The organism is Branchiibius sp. NY16-3462-2 (assembly GCF_001594145.1).
Taxonomy (GTDB): Bacteria; Actinomycetota; Actinomycetes; order Actinomycetales; family Dermatophilaceae; genus Branchiibius.
In genome coordinates this window covers 19600-37750 of record NZ_LVCF01000040.1, presented here as the reverse complement: position 1 = coordinate 37750, position 18151 = coordinate 19600, and the positions used below count along the sequence as shown (strand labels likewise).

15 protein-coding genes are annotated in these 18151 nt (G+C 68.0%); 10 read left to right on the top strand and 5 right to left on the bottom strand.

Going from position 1 to position 18151, the window contains the following annotated elements:
- Window positions 1–119: 119 nt before the first annotated feature.
- The 10 genes from AZH51_RS13550 (at window position 120) to AZH51_RS13505 (ending at window position 12756) form a co-directional block, all read left to right on the top strand.
- Complete coding sequence (locus tag AZH51_RS13550) at window positions 120–2441, top strand: immune inhibitor A domain-containing protein (protein ID WP_291525170.1); 2322 nt, start codon at window positions 120–122, stop codon at window positions 2439–2441.
- Between the two features lie 74 nt (window positions 2442–2515).
- Window positions 2516–3853 carry a glutamine synthetase family protein gene (locus AZH51_RS13545; protein WP_291525167.1) on the top strand — a complete coding sequence of 446 codons (1338 nt, stop codon included), beginning with the start codon at window positions 2516–2518 and terminating at the stop codon, window positions 3851–3853.
- A 19-nt stretch (window positions 3854–3872) separates the two neighbouring features.
- Window positions 3873–6881 carry a bifunctional [glutamine synthetase] adenylyltransferase/[glutamine synthetase]-adenylyl-L-tyrosine phosphorylase gene (locus tag AZH51_RS13540; RefSeq protein WP_291525164.1) on the top strand — a complete coding sequence of 1003 codons (3009 nt, stop codon included), beginning with the start codon at window positions 3873–3875 and terminating at the stop codon, window positions 6879–6881.
- Between the two features lie 17 nt (window positions 6882–6898).
- Window positions 6899–8248, top strand: coding sequence for a histidinol dehydrogenase (gene hisD, locus AZH51_RS13535; protein ID WP_291525162.1), 1350 nt, complete (start codon window positions 6899–6901; stop codon window positions 8246–8248).
- On the top strand, window positions 8245–9396 hold the full coding sequence (locus AZH51_RS13530) for a histidinol-phosphate transaminase (protein WP_291525160.1): 1152 nt from the start codon (window positions 8245–8247) through the stop codon (window positions 9394–9396). The genes hisD and AZH51_RS13530 overlap by 4 nt, the downstream gene beginning before the upstream one ends.
- On the top strand, window positions 9393–10016 hold the full coding sequence (hisB, locus tag AZH51_RS13525; RefSeq protein WP_291525158.1) for an imidazoleglycerol-phosphate dehydratase HisB: 624 nt from the start codon (window positions 9393–9395) through the stop codon (window positions 10014–10016). The genes AZH51_RS13530 and hisB overlap by 4 nt, the downstream gene beginning before the upstream one ends.
- Before the next feature lie 5 nt (window positions 10017–10021).
- Window positions 10022–10636 (top strand): hypothetical protein, encoded by a 615-nt coding sequence (locus tag AZH51_RS13520; RefSeq protein WP_291525156.1) that lies wholly within the window; start codon window positions 10022–10024, stop codon window positions 10634–10636.
- Window positions 10633–11244: an imidazole glycerol phosphate synthase subunit HisH gene (gene hisH, locus AZH51_RS13515; protein ID WP_291525154.1), complete on the top strand. Its 612-nt coding sequence runs from the start codon at window positions 10633–10635 to the stop codon at window positions 11242–11244. Before AZH51_RS13520 ends, hisH begins: the two co-directional genes overlap by 4 nt.
- A gap of 25 nt (window positions 11245–11269) precedes the next feature.
- Entirely contained in the window at window positions 11270–12007 is a 738-nt protein-coding gene (gene priA / locus AZH51_RS13510) for a bifunctional 1-(5-phosphoribosyl)-5-((5-phosphoribosylamino)methylideneamino)imidazole-4-carboxamide isomerase/phosphoribosylanthranilate isomerase PriA (RefSeq protein ID WP_291525573.1), read from the top strand.
- Window positions 12004–12756, top strand: coding sequence for an SseB family protein (locus AZH51_RS13505; protein ID WP_291525152.1), 753 nt, complete (start codon window positions 12004–12006; stop codon window positions 12754–12756). The genes priA and AZH51_RS13505 overlap by 4 nt, the downstream gene beginning before the upstream one ends.
- Here AZH51_RS13505 and AZH51_RS13500 read toward each other — a convergent pair.
- The 5 genes from AZH51_RS13500 to AZH51_RS13480 all read right to left on the bottom strand — a co-directional run bounded on the left by AZH51_RS13500 (window position 12695) and on the right by AZH51_RS13480 (window position 18064).
- A complete protein-coding gene (locus tag AZH51_RS13500; RefSeq protein WP_291525150.1) occupies window positions 12695–13798 on the bottom strand; it encodes a 1-acyl-sn-glycerol-3-phosphate acyltransferase in 1104 nt (367 codons plus the stop codon). The two genes, AZH51_RS13505 and AZH51_RS13500, sit on opposite strands and share 62 nt — an antisense overlap.
- Entirely contained in the window at window positions 13795–14655 is an 861-nt protein-coding gene (locus AZH51_RS13495; protein WP_291525148.1) for a patatin-like phospholipase family protein, read from the bottom strand. Before AZH51_RS13495 ends, AZH51_RS13500 begins: the two co-directional genes overlap by 4 nt.
- A 7-nt stretch (window positions 14656–14662) precedes the next feature.
- On the bottom strand, window positions 14663–16063 hold the full coding sequence (lpdA, locus tag AZH51_RS13490; RefSeq protein WP_291525146.1) for a dihydrolipoyl dehydrogenase: 1401 nt from the start codon (window positions 16061–16063) through the stop codon (window positions 14663–14665).
- Between the two features lie 50 nt (window positions 16064–16113).
- Complete coding sequence (locus AZH51_RS13485) at window positions 16114–16278, bottom strand: hypothetical protein (protein WP_291525144.1); 165 nt, start codon at window positions 16276–16278, stop codon at window positions 16114–16116.
- A gap of 211 nt (window positions 16279–16489) precedes the next feature.
- On the bottom strand, window positions 16490–18064 hold the full coding sequence (locus AZH51_RS13480; protein WP_291525142.1) for a catalase: 1575 nt from the start codon (window positions 18062–18064) through the stop codon (window positions 16490–16492).
- Window positions 18065–18151: the final 87 nt, after the last annotated feature.

Here is an 18151-nt window from a genome sequence, read left to right as displayed (position 1 = left end):
GTCATCGTAGTTCCTGACATTTATCTGTCAGTTTCCCACCAATCGACCGGAAAACCTTGCAAAATCCTTTCAGGCGTGCGTAACCCCGTCGCCGATCCCGACTCCCACACGGAGGAATTGTGAAAGTACGTTTGGTGGGTGCCCTCACGGGTGCCACCGCGATCAGTCTGGGTCTGACCCTGACGGCCACCGGCGCTGGCGCCCTGTCCGTCCCCGCGGTCGGCCCGGCCGGGCCGGAGCAGCAGCAGGCTCAGAAAGACAACTACTCCAGCCCGCGCGCCGATGCCGCAGCCACGCTGCGCCAGGAGGCCGTGACCAAACTCGTGCAGGGCAAGGCCAGCACGAAGGAGGTCAACGGCAAGACCGTCATCGAGGTGCAGTCGGAGACCAACGGTTCCTCGGGCAACAAGGGGTCCAAGGGCACCAAGGGCAAGCAGAGCCGCTACGTCGAGTACGACGTGGATCGCACCGCCTCGATCTTCACCGTCCTGTCGCAGTTCGGTACGGCGACCAAACCGGCCGCCGGGGGTACCGCAGGCCCGCTGGTGAACCAGATCGCCCAGCCGGACCGGACGCAGAACAACTCCACCTACTGGGAGAGCAACTTCGACCGCCAGCACTACCTGGACATGATGTTCGGGACCAAGGGCGAGTCGTTCAAGAACTTCTACAAGGCGCAGTCCCAGGGCCGTTTCGATGTCGAAGGTGACGTTTCGGACTGGGTGACGCTGCCTTACAACGAGGCCGCCTACGGCAGCAACAAGTACTCCAACGACGCCATCGGCTACTGGGCCTACATCAGTGACACGCTGACCGCCTGGTACAACCAGCAGAAGGCCTCGGGCAAGACCGACGCGCAGATCAAGGACTACCTGTCGCAGTTCGACAAGTGGGACCGGTATGACTACGACGGCGACGGCAACTTCGACGAGCCGGACGGCTACATCGATCACTTCCAGGCCATCCACGCCGGTGAGGGCGAGGAGGCCGGCGGTGGTGCTCAGGGTGAGGACGCCATCTGGAGCCACCGCTGGGCCGTCGGCTACGGCTACGGCAGCACCGGCCCGGGCGCCAACAAGGGCGGTGGTGTGCAGATCGGCAACACCGGTATCTGGGTGTCGGACTACACCACCGAGCCGGAGAACGGCGGTCTGGGTGTCTTCACCCACGAGTTCGGCCACGACCTGGGTCTGCCGGATCTGTACGACACCACCAACAAGGCCACCAACTCCACGTCGTTCTGGACGTTGATGAGCGCGGGCTCCTGGCTGAACCACGGCAAGGACGACATCGGGACGACTCCGGGGTACATGGGTGCGTGGGAGAAGCTGCAGTTGGGCTGGCTGGACTTCAAGACCGTGTCGTACGGGTCGCGGGCGCTGGTCAACCTCGGCCCGGCCGATCTGGACAACCGCAGGAAGCCGCAGGCGCTGGCCGTGACGCTGCCGAACAAGACGGTCGTCACCGACTACAACACGCCCAAGTCCGGTTCCTACGAGTGGTGGAGCGGTCGCGGTGACAACCTCACCTCGTCGCTGACCCGTGACCTGGACCTGACCAGCGCCACGACGGCGTCACTGTCCGCTGCCATCTGGTACGACATCGAGGAAGGGTACGACTACCTCTACCCGCAGGTGTCCACCGACGGCGGCAGCACCTGGACCAACGTCGGCGACGCGCTGACCGGCTCTGCCCCGCAATGGGGTTCGGTCAACTACGACCTGTCCGCCTACAAGGGTCAGAAGGTGAAGTTCCGCTTCCTGTACCAGACCGACGGAGGCGTCAACGAGGCCGGAGCCTTCCTGGACGACCTGGCGTTGACCGTGAACGGTCAGACCACCGTGGACGACGTGGAGTCGACCACCAGTGCGTGGACCGCTGCTGGGTTCTCCCGGATGACCGGTTCGACCTCCAAGCAGGTGTCGCACTACTACCTGGCGGAGTACCGCCGCTACTCCGGCTACGACAAGACGCTCAAGGAGGGTCCGTACAACTTCGGTTGGTACCCGGACCCCAAGCCGGACTACGTGGAGCACTTCGCCTACCAGGACGGCCTGCTGGTCTGGTACATCAACAACGAGTTCGGGGACAACAACGTCTTCAACCACCCCGGTGGCGGTCAGGTGCTGCCGGTGGATGCCCACCCGGCCCCGCTGAAGTGGTCGACCGGTCAGTTGATGTCCAACCGGATCACGCCGTTCGATGCCACCTTCGGCACCGAGCGCACCGACGCCCTCACCCTGCACCGCCAGGGCGTCGAGACCAAGGTCCCCTCGCAGGCCGCGGTCCGCACCTTCGATGACTCCAGTGCCACCAAGTACTGGAGCGCCGAGAGCCCCTACGCCTCCACCAAGACGGCCGGTTCCGGGACGAAGATCTCGGTGCTGACCAAGCTGGGTGACGGCATGGTGCTGTACGTGGACGCCACCAAGAAGCGGTAACCACCTGAGTGCGATGGTCCCCGGATGCGTTCCTGCATCCGGGGACCATTCGTGCATAGGGCAGGATCGGGGATATGGATCGTCAGCAAGAGTTCGTTCTGCGCACTATCGAGGAGCACGACATCCGCTTCGTGCGGTTGTGGTTCACCGACGTGCTGGGCACCCTCAAATCGGTCGCGGTCGCGCCCGCCGAGCTCGAGGGCGCCTTCTCCGAGGGGTTGGGCTTCGACGGCAGTTCCATCGAGGGCCTGGCGCGGGTCTTCGAGTCCGACATGTTGGTGCGACCCGACGCCTCCAGCTTCCAGATTCTCACCTGGCGCGGCGAACGGCCCGGAACGGCAAGGATGTTCGCCGACATCCGGTTGCCCGACGGTAGCGCCAGCATGGCCGACCCGCGCAACGTGTTGCAGCGGGTGCTCACCAGTGCGACCAAGGCCGGTTACACGTTCTACGTGCACCCGGAGATCGAGTTCTACCTCTTCGACAAGAAACCGGCCAGCGGCGAGGTTCCGGTCCCGGTCGACACTGCCGGGTTCTTCGATCACGTGCCCCACGGCACCGGCCAGGACTTCCGCAAGGCGGCGATCATGCTGCTGGAGTCGATGGGCATCTCCGTGGAGTTCAGCCACCACGAGGCCGGGCCGGGTCAGAACGAGATCGACCTGCGGTACGCCGACGCACTCACGATGTCCGACAACATCCAGACCTTCCGGGCGATCATCCGTGAGGTGGCCCTGGAGCACGGGCTCTTCGCCTCCTTCATGCCCAAACCCCTTGCTGGACAACCTGGTTCGGGGATGCACTCGCACGTCTCGCTGTTCGAGGGCGACGACAACGCGTTCCACGATCCGGCCGGGCGCTACCAGCTCTCGCAGGTCGGGCAGCAGTTCATTGCCGGCATCCTGCACCATGCACCGGAGATCAGCGCGGTCACCAACCAGTACGTCAACTCCTACAAGCGGCTGTGGGGTGGCGCCGAGGCGCCGGCCTACATCTGCTGGGGGCACAACAACCGCAGCGCGATGGTCCGGGTCCCGATGTACAAACCGGGTAAGGGAGCAAGCACCCGGGTCGAGATCCGCTCCATCGACTCGGCCGCCAACCCCTATCTGACGTACGCCGTGCTGCTGGCCGCCGGGATGAAGGGCATCGAGCAGGGGTACGAGCTGCCGCCCGAGTCCGAGGACGACGTCTGGAACCTCACCGAGCAGGAGCGTCTGGCGATGGGTCTGCGCCCGTTGCCCGCCTCCCTCGATCACGCGATCCACCTGATGGAGGAGAGCGAGTTGGTCGCCGAAACCCTCGGCGAGCACGTCTTCGATTTCTTCCTGCGCAACAAGCGCGCGGAGTGGGCGGCCTACCGCGACCAGGTCACGCGGTTCGAGCTCGACGAATACCTCAACCTGCCGTGAGCCGGGCCGGAGCGCTCTGATGGCCACCCCGCGCACCGAGTCACCGCGCGCCGCCCTGGTGCGGGCCGGCGTACTCGACACCGACCGCGGCCTGGCCTTTGCCGAGGAACTGGGCGACTGGGCACCGGGTCTGATCCGCTGCCTGGCCAAGGCACCCGACCCCGACCAGGCCCTGCTGACCCTGACCCGCCTGCGGGAGGTGATGGATGAGGCGCAACGTACGGCGGTCTCCCAGTTGCTGGAGAACTGTGACGTCCGCTCGCACCGGTTGATCTCCGTCGTCGGGGCCTCCGTCGCCTTCGGTGACCACCTGGTCAAACACCCGCAGACCTGGGTTGAGGTCGTGGACGCGGCGCTTGACCCGGCGCCCGTCGTCCGCGATGAGATGGTCCGGGCCGTCGAGGCGGTCCTGCCCGCGCCCGGGGGTGCCCCCGAGGCGGCGTACGACGCGCTGCGCGTCGCGTACGACCGGCGGGTGTGTCGGATCGCGGCCGTCGACCTGACCTCGGACCCGTTCGAGGTGTTGCCGGCTGTCGCCGAGGCACTGGCTGAGGCGGCCGGTGCGGCCCTGGAAGCGGCGTACCGGATCGCCTGCGCCCGCGTCGCCGAGTCCGAGAAGGTCCGCCTCGCAGTGATCGCCATGGGCAAGACCGGTGGGCGGGAGCTGAACTACATCTCCGACGTCGACGTGATCTTCGCCGCAGAGCCCGCACCCGGCGTACCCGAACAGGACGCGATGCGCATCGGCGCAGAGGTCGCCAGTGAGTTGATGCGCGCCTGCTCGACCCGCACCGCCGAGGGCAGTCTGTGGCAGGTTGACGCGGCGTTGCGGCCGGAGGGCAAAGCCGGGCCGCTGGTGCGGACGGTCGAGAACCACCGGTACTACTACGAGCGGTGGGCCAGCACCTGGGAGTTCCAGGCGTTGCTCAAGGCGCGACCGGTCGCCGGTGACCCGGAGGTCGGCCAGGCCTACCTGGATGCGGTGCAACCCTTCGTGTGGCAGGCCAGCGGCCGCGACAACTTCGTGGCCGATGTCCAGGCGATGCGGCGGCGGGTCGAGCAGTTGCTGCCTGCGGGGGAGGCCGATCGCGAACTCAAACTCGGCAGGGGCGGCCTGCGGGATATCGAGTTCAGTGTCCAGTTGCTGCAACTGGTGCACGGACGCACCGATCCGCGGCTGCGGGTGCGATCCACGCTGTCCGGACTGGAGTCGCTGTCGCGGGGCGGGTACGTCGGCCGCACGGACGCGCACGACCTGGACGACGCCTACCGGGTGCTGCGGGTGCTGGAGCACCGGATCCAGATGTGGCGGATGAAGCGCACCCATCTGATGCCCACCGCCGAGGACGACCTGCGCCGGCTCGGGCGCGCCGTTGGTTTCACCGCGGACCCGGCGCGACAGGTGCAGACCCTACGGGCAGAGGAGTCGCGCAAGGCCCGCCGGCTGCACGAGCGGCTGTTCTACCGCCCGTTGCTCAGCGCCGTCGCCCGCCTCACCGACGACGACGCCCGCCTGACCACGCAGGACGCCCAGCAGCGGCTTGCCGCCCTGGGCTACCGGGATCCGGTCGGAGCGATGCGGCATATCGAAGCGCTCACCGTGGGGGTCAGCAGGCGGGCCGCGATCCAGCGCACCCTGCTGCCGGTGCTGCTGCGCCGCTTCGCCGACGAGGCCGATCCCGACATGGGGCTGCTCGCCTTCCGCAGAGTCTCCGACGCGCTGGGCTCGACGCACTGGTACCTGAAGATGCTGCGCGACGAGGGCGGAGCGGCGACCACGCTCGCGCGGGTGCTGGCCAGCAGCCGCTATGTCGGCGGTCTGATCGAACGGGCGCCCTCGACGGTGGCGATGTTCGGTGACACCACGGCGTTACGCCCCCGGTCCCGCGCGGAACTGTCCGAGTCCATGTACCTGGCAATCGAGCGGCACCGCACCGACGACCAGGAGGCGGTCACCGCGGTGCGCACGATCCGTCGCGCCGAACTCATCCGGATCGCCACCGCCGACCTGTCCGGGCGCCTCGAACTACTCGACATCGAGGACGGGTTGACCGACCTCACGGCGGCCACGTTGCAGGCCGTTCTCGAGGTGGCTACCCGGGCCGCCCAACGCGCGCAGGGGATGATCGTCACCCGGGTCGCGATCATCGGGATGGGCCGCCTCGGTGGTGGGGAGACCGGCTACTCCAGCGATGCCGACGTGCTCTTCGTGCATGACCCGTTGCCGGGGGCGGACGCGCAACTGGCCCAGAGCCAGGCCGAGCGCATCGTGACGGAGGTCCGCCGGTGGCTCAGCGGTTCGGGCCCCGACCCGGCCCTGGGCATCGACGCCGATCTGCGACCCGAGGGCCGGTCCGGTCCGCTGGTGCGCACCCTCGAGTCCTACGCCGCCTACTACGCCCGGTGGTCCGAAGGCTGGGAGGCGCAGGCGCTGCTGCGGGCGACGCCGGTCGCGGGCGATGTGGATCTGGGGGAGCGGTTCATCGCCCTCATCGACCCGTTGCGCTACCCCACGGACGGCATCTCCGCCTCGGCCGTTCGTCAGATCCGGCTGCTCAAGGCCCGGGTGGAGGCTGAACGTATCCCGCGCGGCGGCAGCCCGCTGACCCACCTGAAGCTGGGCCGCGGCGGATTGTCCGACGTCGAATGGACGGTGCAGCTGTTGCAGTTGCGCCACGCCGGTCAGTTCCCGCAGATCCGCAACCCCGCCACCATCACCCCGCTGCACGCCATGGTCGACTGCGACCTGATCAGCGCCGAGAGCGCCGACGCCCTGGAGCAGTCGTGGACGATGGCGACCCGGATCCGCAACGCCTCGGTGTTGTGGCGCGGCCGCCCGGTCGACTCCCTGCCCTCGGACGTGGTCGACGCCAACGGCATCGCCAGCGTCCTGGGCATGGGTCAGGGGGCGGGAGAACAACTGCGCAACGACTATCTGCGGATGGCCCGGCGGGCGCGTGGCGTGATGGAGCGGGAGTTCTACGACCAGGATCCAGCCGCCGGACGGGACCGGGAGCCCACCCGGTAGTTGCCTAGAATGGGCCTGTGATCTCCCGTATCGACCTGCGCGGCGACGCGCTGGCGCGGCTCGACGCCCGCCAGTTGCGCACCGTGCTGCCCCGCGCCGAGTTCGACGTGGACGCCGCCCTGCAGGCGGTGCGCCCGATCTGCGAGCAGGTCCGCGAGCATGGTGCCGAGGCGCTGCGCGAGCTGGGGGAGCGCTTCGACCACGTGCGTCCCACCCAGTTGCGGGTGCCCGCCGAGGTGTTGGCGAGCGCACTGCGTGACCTGCCGATCGACGTACGTGCGGCGTTGGAGGAGTCCATCCGCCGGGCCCGCCTGGTGCACGAGGACCAGCGCCGGGTCGACACCGTGACCCAGGTCGTCCCCGGCGGTGTCGTGATCGAGCGACACGTACCCGTCGAGCGCGTCGGGCTCTACGTGCCCGGTGGCCGCGCGGTCTACCCCAGCAGCGTGGTGATGAACGTCGTCCCGGCCCAGGTCGCGGGCGTCGGTTCGCTGGCCGTGGCCAGCCCGCCCCAGGCGGACAACACCGGTGCGTACGCCGGGTACCCGCACCCCACGATCCTGGCCGCCTGCGAGTTGCTGGGTGTCGATGAGGTCTACACCGTCGGTGGCGCACAGGCGATCGCGATGTTCGCCTACGGCGCGCGGGAGGCCGACGGCACCGTCGTGTGCGAGCCGGTCAACCTGGTGACCGGGCCGGGCAACATCTACGTCGCGGCCGCCAAGCGCCTGCTGCAGGGTGTCATCGGCATCGACGCCGAAGCCGGTCCGACCGAGATCGCGATCCTGGCCGACGACAGTGCCGATGCGCAGTACGTCGCTGCGGACCTGATCAGCCAGGCCGAGCACGACCCGTTGGCCGCTTCCGTGCTCGTCACCGATTCGCCGGAATTGGCCGACGCGGTGGAAACCGCTCTGCAGGAACGTGTTTCGCGCACCAAGCACGAGGTCCGGGTCAAGGAAGCCCTTGGTGGGGCGCAGTCCGGCATCGTGCTGGTGGACGACGTGGACGCCGGAGTCCGGGTCGTCGATGCCTACGGCGCCGAGCACCTGGAGATCCAGACCCGCGAGGCCGCAGAGGTCGCTGCCCGGATCCGTAACGCCGGGGCGATCTTCGTCGGCGACTTCGCGCCGGTCAGCCTCGGTGACTACGCGGCCGGCTCCAACCACGTCCTGCCGACCGGCGGCTGCGCCTGTCACAGCTCCGGCTTGTCGGTCCAGTCATTCCTGCGCGGTATTCACGTCGTCGACTACACCCGTGAGGCGCTCGCGGACGTTGCGGCGACGGTCGTGACCCTGGCTGAGTCCGAGGATCTGCCGGCGCACGGGCAGGCCGTGACGGCGCGGTTCGGCGACGCGCTGCCATGAGTGACGGCACTCAGTCGCGTACCCGGCTGACCGATCTGCTGCGCCCGGACCTGCAAGGGCAGACCGCGTACGGCGCGCCGCAGCTTCCCGTGGCCGTCGCGCTCAACACCAACGAGTCCTCCTACGACGTCCCGGATGACGTCGTCGCGGCGATCACCGATCGCGTGGCGCAGGTCGCGCGCGGGCTGAACCGCTATCCGGACCGTGAATTCGTTGCACTGCGAATGGCATTGGCCGGTTACCTGCAGATCGCCACGGGTGTCGAGCTGTCGCCGGACCAGTTGTGGGCCGGTAACGGCTCCAACGAGGTGCTGTCGCACATCGTGCAGGCGTTCGGCGGACCCGGACGGGTCGCACTCGGCTTCACCCCGGCGTACTCCATGCATCCGATCATCAGCCGCGGCGTCGGCACCGGGTGGATCGATGGTCTGCGCAACGCGACCGGCACGGACTACGACGTCGACGCGGCGCTGGCGGTGCAGCAGGTGCGCGAGCACCGGCCGGACATCGTGTTCCTGTGTTCCCCGAACAACCCCACCGGCACCGCGATCGGTCTGGATGTGGTTGAGGCGGTCTACGACGCGCTGCCGGACGGCATCGTGGTGGTCGATGAGGCGTACGCCGAGTTCGCCCGGCCGGGGACGCGCAGCGCCCTGACGTTGCTGCCGGGGCGTGAGCGGCTGGTGGTGACCCGCACCATGTCCAAGGCGTTCGCCTTCGCCGGGGTGCGGCTGGGCTACCTGGCCGCCGACCCGGAGCTCACGGAGCTGCTGCGGTTAGTGCGACTGCCCTATCACCTGTCGTCGGTGACCCAGGCGGTCGCCGAGGCGGCCCTGGAACACGCCGGCACGATGCTGGCGATGGTCGAGGCGATCAAGGCCACCCGCGACGAATTGTTCACGGCGACACAGGATCTCGGCTTGAAGCCGGTGCCGTCGGATGCCAACTTCGTCCTGGTCGGCGGGTTCGCCGACGCTGCCGATGCGTGGCAGGTGCTGCTGGATCGAGGGGTGCTGGTCCGCGACGTCGGCATCCCGCATCACCTGCGGATCACCGCGGGCACCCCGCAGGAGACCCAGACCGTGTTGCGCGTGCTGCGCGAGAGCATCGAGGACGGCAGCATCGCGCTGCAGAAGGAGACGCCGTGACCGACAAGATCGCGACTGACGAGCACCGGACCGCCCACCTCCAGCGTTCCACCAAGGAGAGTTCGGTCGATCTGTGGCTGGATCTCGACGGCACCGGCGAGGCGCAGGTCAGCACGGGGGTGCGGTTCTACGACCACATGCTCGACAGTTTCGCGCGGCACAGCTTGATCGATCTGAAGGTCACCACGACCGGTGACACCGACATCGATGCGCACCACAGTGTCGAGGACACCGCGATCGTGCTCGGTGATGCGGTCCGCGAGGCGTTGGGCGACAAGAGCGGGATCAGCCGCTTCGGGGACGCGCTGGTCCCGTTGGACGAGGCACTCGCGCAGGCAGTGGTCGATGTCGCGGGCCGGCCGTTCTTCGTGCACGAGGGCGAGCCGGATGCGCAGGCCTACGTGATCATCGGCGGGGCCTACACCGGTTCGCTGACCCAGCACGTCTTCCAGAGCTTCGCCACCCACGCCGGAATAGCACTGCATGTGCGTCTGCTGTCCGGTCGCGACCCGCACCACATCGCCGAGTGCCAGTTCAAAGCGGTCGCCCGGGCCCTGCGGTTCGCGGTCGAGCGCGATCCACGGGTCGTCGGCATCCCCAGCGCGAAGGGTGCGCTCTAGCGACCATGGCCGCGGACACCCTGCTGCTGTTGCTGCGCAGCGACACCCACCGGGTCACTGCGTGGCTGCGGCGCGGCTCGGTGCCCGCGTACGTCGTACCCGTCGGGGGCTGGACCGCGGTGGTTCCGGCCGGTTCGGAGGCCCGCAGCAGCGCGCCGTACGACAAGTCCGTGCCGATGCTTGCCAACCGGCCCGTGCCATCGGGACTGCGAACGGCGTTGTGCTTCGCGGTGATTGACGCGCGGGCGGTACTCGTCCTGCATCCACCCGGCTGGCGTGCGGTGCCGCGATGGCTGATCTGGAGCAGCGGGCAGGGGCCCAGCGGGCCCACGCCGTTCCCCTCGGTGCGCCCCTCGGACCTGGTCAACGTCGCCGGAATCAGCCGGGACGACCTGCCGCGGGTCGAGGCGGTCCTGCGGGACACGGACCTGACGGCCGATGATCTAGTGCACGACCTGATCGAGTCGCTCGGCCTCCCGGGCGCGCAGTTGCTGGAAGCGGGCGCCGCGCGGCATGCGTCCGGCGCAGCGCTGGTCGAGCCGGACGAGAAGTCCGTGCGGCGGTTCGAGAAGGTGACCCGCGAGGAGCGCGACATTGCCGAGGAGTTGAAGTCCTCGTGACCGCCCGCGTCGCCGTGCTCGACTACGGCAGCGGCAACGTGCACTCGGTCGTGCGGATGCTCAGCCGGGTCGGGGCGCAGGTCGAGCTGTCCGCCGACCCGGACGCGGTGCGCCGTGCCGACGGCCTCTACGTCCCCGGGGTCGGCAACTTCCACGCCTGCATGCGCGGATTGTTGGGTGTCGGCGGGGACGTGTTGATCCGCGACCGTCTGGCCGTGGGTGCGCCGGTCCTAGGGGTGTGCGTCGGTCACCAGATCCTCTTCGAGGGCTCCACCGAGCCGGCGGCCGAACCCGTACCGGGGCTGGGCCTGGTCGAAGGCCTGGTCACCCGGCTGCAGGCCCCGGTGGTCCCGCACATGGGCTGGTCCTTGGTGACGGACGCGGCCAAACTGCCGATGTTCACGGGCGTGGCCGACGAACGCTTCTACTTCGTGCACTCCTACGCCGCCGCGGACTCGACTGCCGCACAGGTCGCACACGCCGAGCACGGTCGGCCCTTCGTCGCGGCTCTGCAGGACGGCGCACTGTGGGGCACCCAGTTCCACCCGGAGAAGTCCGGGGATGCGGGAGCTGCCCTGTTGCACAACTGGATTCAGAGTTTCACCTAGTCATCGTCCCCGTTCGGAAGGACCCATTGTGAGTGAGGCACGCCTCGAACTGCTGCCGGCGGTCGACGTTGCCGGCGGCCAGGCTGTGCAACTGGTGCAGGGAGTTGCTGGCACCGGTGGCCAGTTCGGCGACCCGTGGGAGGCCGCCAAGGCCTGGCAGGACCAGGGAGCGGAGTGGTTGCACCTGGTCGACCTCGACGCGGCCTTCGGACGGGGAAGCAACGCGCCGCTGTTGGCTGACATCGTGGGGCGCCTGGACATCAAGGTCGAGATGTCCGGCGGCATCCGCGACCAGGAGAGCCTCGAGCGGGCTCTCGCGACCGGGTGCCGCCGGGTCAACCTGGGCACCGCCGCCCTGGAGGACCCGGAGTGGACGGCAGCGGCGATCGCGCAGTACGGCGATCGCATCGCGGTGGGTCTCGACGTGCGGGGGACGACGCTGGCCGCCCGCGGCTGGACCAAGGAGGGTGGCGACCTGTGGGAGACGTTGGCGCGGCTGGACAGCGAGGGGTGCGCCCGGTACGTCGTGACTGATGTCGCGAAGGACGGCATGCTCCAGGGTCCGAACATCGCTCTGCTGCAGCAGGTGTGCGATCGGACCGACCGCCCGGTGGTGGCCTCGGGCGGGGTGTCCACGTTGGCTGACATCGAGGCGTTGCGCACCATGGTGTCGGCCGGTGTCGAGGGCGCGATCATCGGCTCGGCGCTCTACCGTGGCGCGTTCGGCCTGCCGGAGGCGCTGGACATCGCAGGCCGGCCGTGAGCGACCCGGCTGACTCTGCCGGCCTGCCGTGGGCTGGCCGGGAGGTCACCGACACCGGTTTCGGCACGGACGATGGCTCGGCAGACCCCGCGCTGCGGGTGGCACTGACACAGGACGAGAGCACCTGGATGGTGGCGCTGGCCGGGGCGCGAGTGCTGGTGCCGGTCGTGGCGACCGAGGAGGGCCGCGATGAGCACGACGGGGACAAGGCTGCGTCGATGGCAACGGTCATCGTCGAAGGCCCGCAGGGGCAGCGGGCGCTACCGGTCTTCACCGGGTTGGACTCGATGACGGCGTGGAGCAGCGCGGCCCGACCGTCCCCGGTGCTGACACCCGTGGCGGCGCGGGCCGCGATCAGCGAGCAGTGCGATGTGCTCGTGGTCGATCCGGGTTCGCCGACCCAGGTCGTCGTGCGGCCGAGCATGCTGTGGGCCCTTGCGCAGCAACAGGATTGGCAGCCAGCCCACGCTGATCCGTTCGTCGCCGAGAAGGTGCGGCTCGCCGTACGTGATCTGGAACCGGTCGTGGAGGTGGCGCTGGAGGACGGCTCGGATGTCGGCCCCGGTGTGCTGCGGGTGGTGATCGCTCTCGCGCCGGGACTGACCCAGGACGCGGTCGCGCAGGTGGCGACCACGATCGGGGAGCGGTTGGCGACCGACGGTGAGGTCCGGGCGCGGATCGATGGGCTTACGTTCGCCTTGCGCGCCGCGTCGACGCCCGCAACTGGGTCAGGAACGACCGGGTCGTGACCTGCTCGGTGTAGAGCGGTCGCTCGCCCGGGAGGGCGGGCTGGTGACTGATCTGCCGTGACCAGTCGTCCAGGTCGCCCCACTCGTCGTAGAGGTAGTCCTTCAGCGCGTCCCCGGTGGGGACCGGGCGGCGCTCGGTGAAGCGGACGTGCACCGGTTCCTGCAAGGGGATCGCGGACCAGACCGCCTTCACGGTGTAGAGGTCCTCCACCCCCGCGTGCCAGATGCAGATCACCCGCAGACCGGGTACGGCGTCGATGAAGTTGTCCGCCGCACCTACCCTCGGTGTGAGCACAGTGGGGTGCCTTTCCAGCCAGGCCACGCGCATGGGGGCGTCGGGATCGTCACTGGCCCGATCCTTCTCGATGGCCGCCGCGTGCCGTGCGGGAGTCCAGTTCTGGCCCTCCGGGAAGACCATGGCACCGTCGTGTCGACCCAGCGAGGCGCAGAAGGCGTCGAGCGACGCCTTGCGCTCGGCGGCGGGCGTGCCCTTGGGCGGCAGGAAGTAGCCGTCCAGGCGGTGGATGATCAGGTCAATCGCCGGGAACCACATCAGGAAGCGCTTGAGCACCACCCGCGGAGCTCGGTGCAGCTCATGGGAGATCAACCAGGCGATCAGCAGCGAATCGCCCTGTCCGGCGTGGCGGGCGAGGAACAGCACTGGTTCGTCGTCGTAGAGCGGCTCGGTCAGATCGGTGGCCGAGACTCGGAAGCCGACCACGCGTTGGGCGACCCGCACGTAACGGTCCAGGACGTCGCCGAGCAACTGGATGTGGTCGGTGCGCCAGGAGACCGGATCACTGCGACCGAGTCGGCGCAGGAGCCACAGGCGCCAGCAGCCGAGCGTGATCGACAGGTCAAGGCCGATCAGTCCGGTGCCCATAATGCATAGCCGGATTGCTTTGCGGGCGAAGGGAAACACGCTCAGCAGGACCATCAGTCCACTGATGGCGCCGATGATGATCAGCAGGGCGATTTCCAGCAGCATGAACAGCGGTTGGAACGCGCGGCGGACTGGCGTCGGCGCGACGGGCAGGTTCACTGATCGCGCTCGAGGTACCGCAGCGCGGCGTTGTGGGCGGCTTCGATCCGCCCAGTGACGAATTCAGTGTTCAGATGCAGCAGCGACACCATGGGTGCATCGTCGGTGCCGGACGGCATGACGTGCAACTCGATGTCGCTCGGGGTCTCGGCGATCTCTTCCATGTACCGGTGTCGGCGAGCGATCTCGAAGGCGACCGTGCCCACCTCCCACGGCCATTGCGGGGGCTGCAGGGGTTGTTCGACGCGGCCGACGTGCAGCACGTAGATCCGGGTCGCGCCCAGCGCGATGGCCCGGCCGATCGGGATCGAGTGCACCAGACCGCCGTCGTAGTAGTGCTCGTCGCCGATCCGGAACGGCGGGAACAGGCCGGGGACCGAGCAGGAGGCCATCACGGCTTCGGGCAACGGACCGGTCGAAAACCAGTGTGCGACAGCGCGTTCCACCGACGCGGCGACACACTGGAACGGCAGCTCCAGGTCATCGAAGGTCTGGGTCGGCAGCGTCGCGCGCAGCATCCGTAGGAACGGTCCGGCCGGGTAGAGGTAGGACGGCCGACGCAGACCCACCCCGCGTCGTCGTCCGAACCGCCGTGGTCGCGCAGCGCCCGGGTCGGTCGGTGCGACGGTCCGGAAGTCGCGCAGGCTGCGCGCGCTGGAGAGCTTGACCCAGGTCTCGGCCAGCGCGTCGAGGGTGTCGACCGTGGGGGAGTAGGCAATGTGCGCCCCGTTGATCGCCCCGATGCTGGTGCCGACCACCAGATCGGGATGCACGCCGCTCTCCAGTAGTGCGCGCATCCCACCGATCTGGGTCGCCCCCAGCAGACCGCCCCCGCCGAGGACGAAGGCGGTTTTCATGGGTCGATTACAGGTTGATCATGTGGCCGACGATGCCTTCGACGGCCTCCTTGACCGACTCACCCAGCGTCGGGTGGGCGAAGACGTTGCGGGCGACTTCGTCGGCGGTCAGATCCCAGCGCTGGGCCAGGGTCAGCACCGGCAGGAGTTCGGTCACGTCCGGGCCGATCAGGTGGGCGCCGAGGAATTCGTTGTGCTCGGCGTCGGCGACGATCTTCACGAATCCGACTGCCTCGCCGAGCCCCTGGGCCTTTCCGTTCGCGGAGAACGGGAACTGCGCGGTCTTCACGTCGTACCCCAGGTCCTTGGCCTGCGCCTCGGTGTAACCGAAGGAAGCGACCTGCGGTTGGCAGTACGTCGCGCGCGGGATCATCACGTACTCCAGCGGCATGGTCTCGGCGCCGGCCATGGTCTCTGCCGCGACGATGCCCTGGGCCTCGGCGGTGTGCGCCAGCATCAGCTTGCCGGTGACGTCGCCGATCGCGTAGACGTCGGGGACGTTGGTGCGGCAGTAGTCGTCGATCTCGATGGCCTTGCGCTCGGTGATCTTCACGCCGGTGTTCTCCAGGCCGTAGCCCTCCAGGCGGGGCGCGAAACCGATGGCCTGCAGGACCTTGTCGGCCTCGAGCACCTGCTGGTCGCCGCCTTCGGCGGGGGAGACGGTCACCTTGACACTGGTCCCGGTGTCCTCGATGGACTCGACCTTGGTCTTGGTCAGGACCTTCACGCCGAGCTTCTTGTAGTGCTTGGCCAGTTCCTTGGAGACGTCGGCGTCCTCGGTGGGCACCATCCGGTCGAGAAACTCCACGATCGTCACGTCGACGCCGAAATTCTTCATGACGTAAGCGAATTCGACGCCGATGGCGCCGGACCCGGCGATGATGATCGACTTCGGCAGGACCGGGTCGAGGATCTGCTCCTCGTAGGTGACGACCCGCTCGGACAGTTCGGTGCCCGGGATGAGGCGGGTGGTCGCGCCGGTGGCGATGATGATCTTGTCGCCGGTGATCGTGTCGGTGCTGCCGTCGTTGAGGAGGACCTCGATGGTCTTGGCGTCCTTGAAGGTGCCCCAGCCATCGATCTCGGTGATCTTGTTCTTCTTCATCAGGTAGTGCACGCCCTTGACGATGCCGGCCGACACCTGGCGGCTGCGGGCGTGCGTGGGCTCGTAGGACATCGAGGCGTCGCCGGTGATGCCGAACTTGTCCTTCTCACTGGTCAGGATGTGCGACAACTCGGCGTTGCGCAGCAACGCCTTGGAGGGGATGCATCCGACGTTGAGGCAGACACCGCCCCAGTACTTCTTCTCGATCACTGCGGCCTTCAGGCCCAGTTGACTGGCACGGATGGCGGCGACATACCCGCCAGGTCCGGCTCCCAGGACGACGACATCAAAGTGTTGTGCCACGGTTTCGACTCTATCCAGTTGGGTTGCGGGTGCGGAATCGGGTCCGGCCCTCAGATCGTGCGGCCACCTTCGACGGCCAGTTCGGCCTCGCGGCGCATCGGGCGGAAGGTGAAGGCTGAGGTACGGGTGTTACGCGCCGGGCTGACCAGCGTGCGCCGGTGGCTGCGGTCGAGCAGGGCGGAGGTGGTGGACCGGACGACGGGGGAGGTGCCCATGATGGTTCCTTACGTTCGTGCGGAGGCTTACTCCGATTTTAACGGAGGTAGTCTCCGGATAATTCCCGCCGGGTCAGGATTTCTCCTTCACCACGAACAAGGCGAGGGGTACGCCGACCGGTGGGTCGACGTACCCCTCGCGTTTTCTAGGGACATGAGAAGGGCAGACGGGTACGCCGGTCGGCGTACCCGTCTGCCTGTGTGCGGGTGATCAGTGCGCGGCGTTCGACGCGTCTTCCTTGATCGGCTCGTTCTCCTTGGCGGCGTCGGCCTCGCCGCCGGGGTTGGGTGACTTGGAGTCGGCCTTTACCTTGGCCTCGATGGCGGCGCCGGTCTCGGCGTCAACGCTCTTCCAGTAGTCGAAGGCCTTCTCCAGCACCGGGGACTTCACGCCCCCGAGCAGGTGGCCTGCGACGGTGTCGACGAAAGCGGCCCGCTGGTCGTCGTTCCACACCTCGCGCACCAGGGCCCCGGCCTGGCTGAAGTCGTCGTCGTCGGCACGCAGCGTGTAGGCGGCGCGGACCATGGCGCCGTCGGTCTCCCAGCCGTCCTCGACCTCACCGACCTCGTCGGCGTAGCCGCGGCCGGCGCTGTTGGGTGCATAGACCGGGTCGTTGCCGCTGTGTTCGTAGGCCATCGGGCCGTCGAACGTGTAGGTGTTGAGGTCGACCCGCGGCTGGTTGACCGGCAACTGCAGATAGTTGGGGCCGATCCGGTAACGGTGGGTGTCGGAGTAGGCGAACGCCCGGCCCAGCAGCATCTTGTCGGGGGAGAAGCCGATACCGGGGACGATCGCGGACGGCTCGAACGCCGCCTGCTCGATCTGCGCGAAGAAGTTGTCCGGGTTCTTGTTCAGGGTCATCGTGCCGACCTTGATCAGTGGGTAGTCGCTGTGCGGCCAGATCTTCGTCAGGTCGAACGGGTTGAGGTGGTAGTCCTTGGCGTCCTCGTACGGCATGGCCTGGATGGACAGCGTCCAACTGGGGAAGTCGCCCGCATCGATGGCCTCGCGCAGGTCGCGGCGGTGGAAGTCGGCGTCCTCGCCGGCAATACGGGTCGCATCCTCACCGGTCAGGCCCTCGACGCCCTGGTCGGAGTGGAAGTGGTACTTGACCCAGTGCTTCTCACCGGCCTCGTTGATCCACAGATAGGTGTGCGAGCCGTAACCGTTCATGTGCCGGTAGCTCGTGGGGATCCCCCGGTCGCCCATCAGGTAGGTGACCTGGTGCGCGGATTCCGGGTTGAGGGTCCAGAAGTCCCACTGCATGTGGTTGTCGCGCAGCCCGGAACCGCCCATGCGCTTCTGGGAGCGGATGAAGTGGGGGAACTTCATGGTGTCGCGGATGAAGAACACCGGGGTGTTGTTGCCGACCAAGTCGTAGTTGCCCTGCGTCGTATAGAACTTCAGGGCGAACCCGCGCGGATCGCGCCAGGTGTCGGGCGAGCCCTGCTCACCGGCCACGGTCGAGAAGCGGGCGAGCATGTCGGTCTTCACGCCCTGTTGGAACAGGGCCGCCTTGGTGTACTTGCTGACGTCCTCCGTGGTCTCGAAGACGCCGAAGGCGCCGGAGCCCTTGGCGTGCACATTGCGCTCGGGGACGCGCTCGCGGTTGAAGTGCGCCATCTGGTTCAGGAAGTGCACGTCATGCAGCAGGATCGGGCCGTCGTTGCCGATGGTGAGGGAGTTGCGGTCGCTGACAGCGGGCGCGCCGGTGTCGGTCGTGGAGCCCAGGTTCGCTTCCGGGCTGGGAGCGGTCTCGATGGACGTTTTCGTGCTCTCCGACATGTCGGATCTCCTTGAGGTGTGGGTGATGTCTAATCAATCGCGCAGTCTGGAACGGTTCAAGACAGGCCCGCCTAACTCGTCGCCCTA

Excerpts from the sequence above, each read along its gene's own strand:
- AZH51_RS13545 (WP_291525167.1), top strand. The coding sequence starts at position 2,516 with ATGGATCGTCAGCAAGAGTTCGTTCTGCGCACTATCGAGGAGCACGAC.
- AZH51_RS13540 (WP_291525164.1), top strand. The coding sequence starts at position 3,873 with ATGGCCACCCCGCGCACCGAGTCACCGCGCGCCGCCCTGGTGCGGGCC.
- AZH51_RS13530 (WP_291525160.1), top strand. The coding sequence starts at position 8,245 with ATGAGTGACGGCACTCAGTCGCGTACCCGGCTGACCGATCTGCTGCGC.
- AZH51_RS13520 (WP_291525156.1), top strand. The coding sequence starts at position 10,022 with ATGGCCGCGGACACCCTGCTGCTGTTGCTGCGCAGCGACACCCACCGG.
- AZH51_RS13495 (WP_291525148.1), bottom strand. The coding sequence starts at position 14,655 with ATGAAAACCGCCTTCGTCCTCGGCGGGGGCGGTCTGCTGGGGGCGACC.
- AZH51_RS13485 (WP_291525144.1), bottom strand. The coding sequence starts at position 16,278 with ATGGGCACCTCCCCCGTCGTCCGGTCCACCACCTCCGCCCTGCTCGAC.
- AZH51_RS13480 (WP_291525142.1), bottom strand. The coding sequence starts at position 18,064 with ATGTCGGAGAGCACGAAAACGTCCATCGAGACCGCTCCCAGCCCGGAA.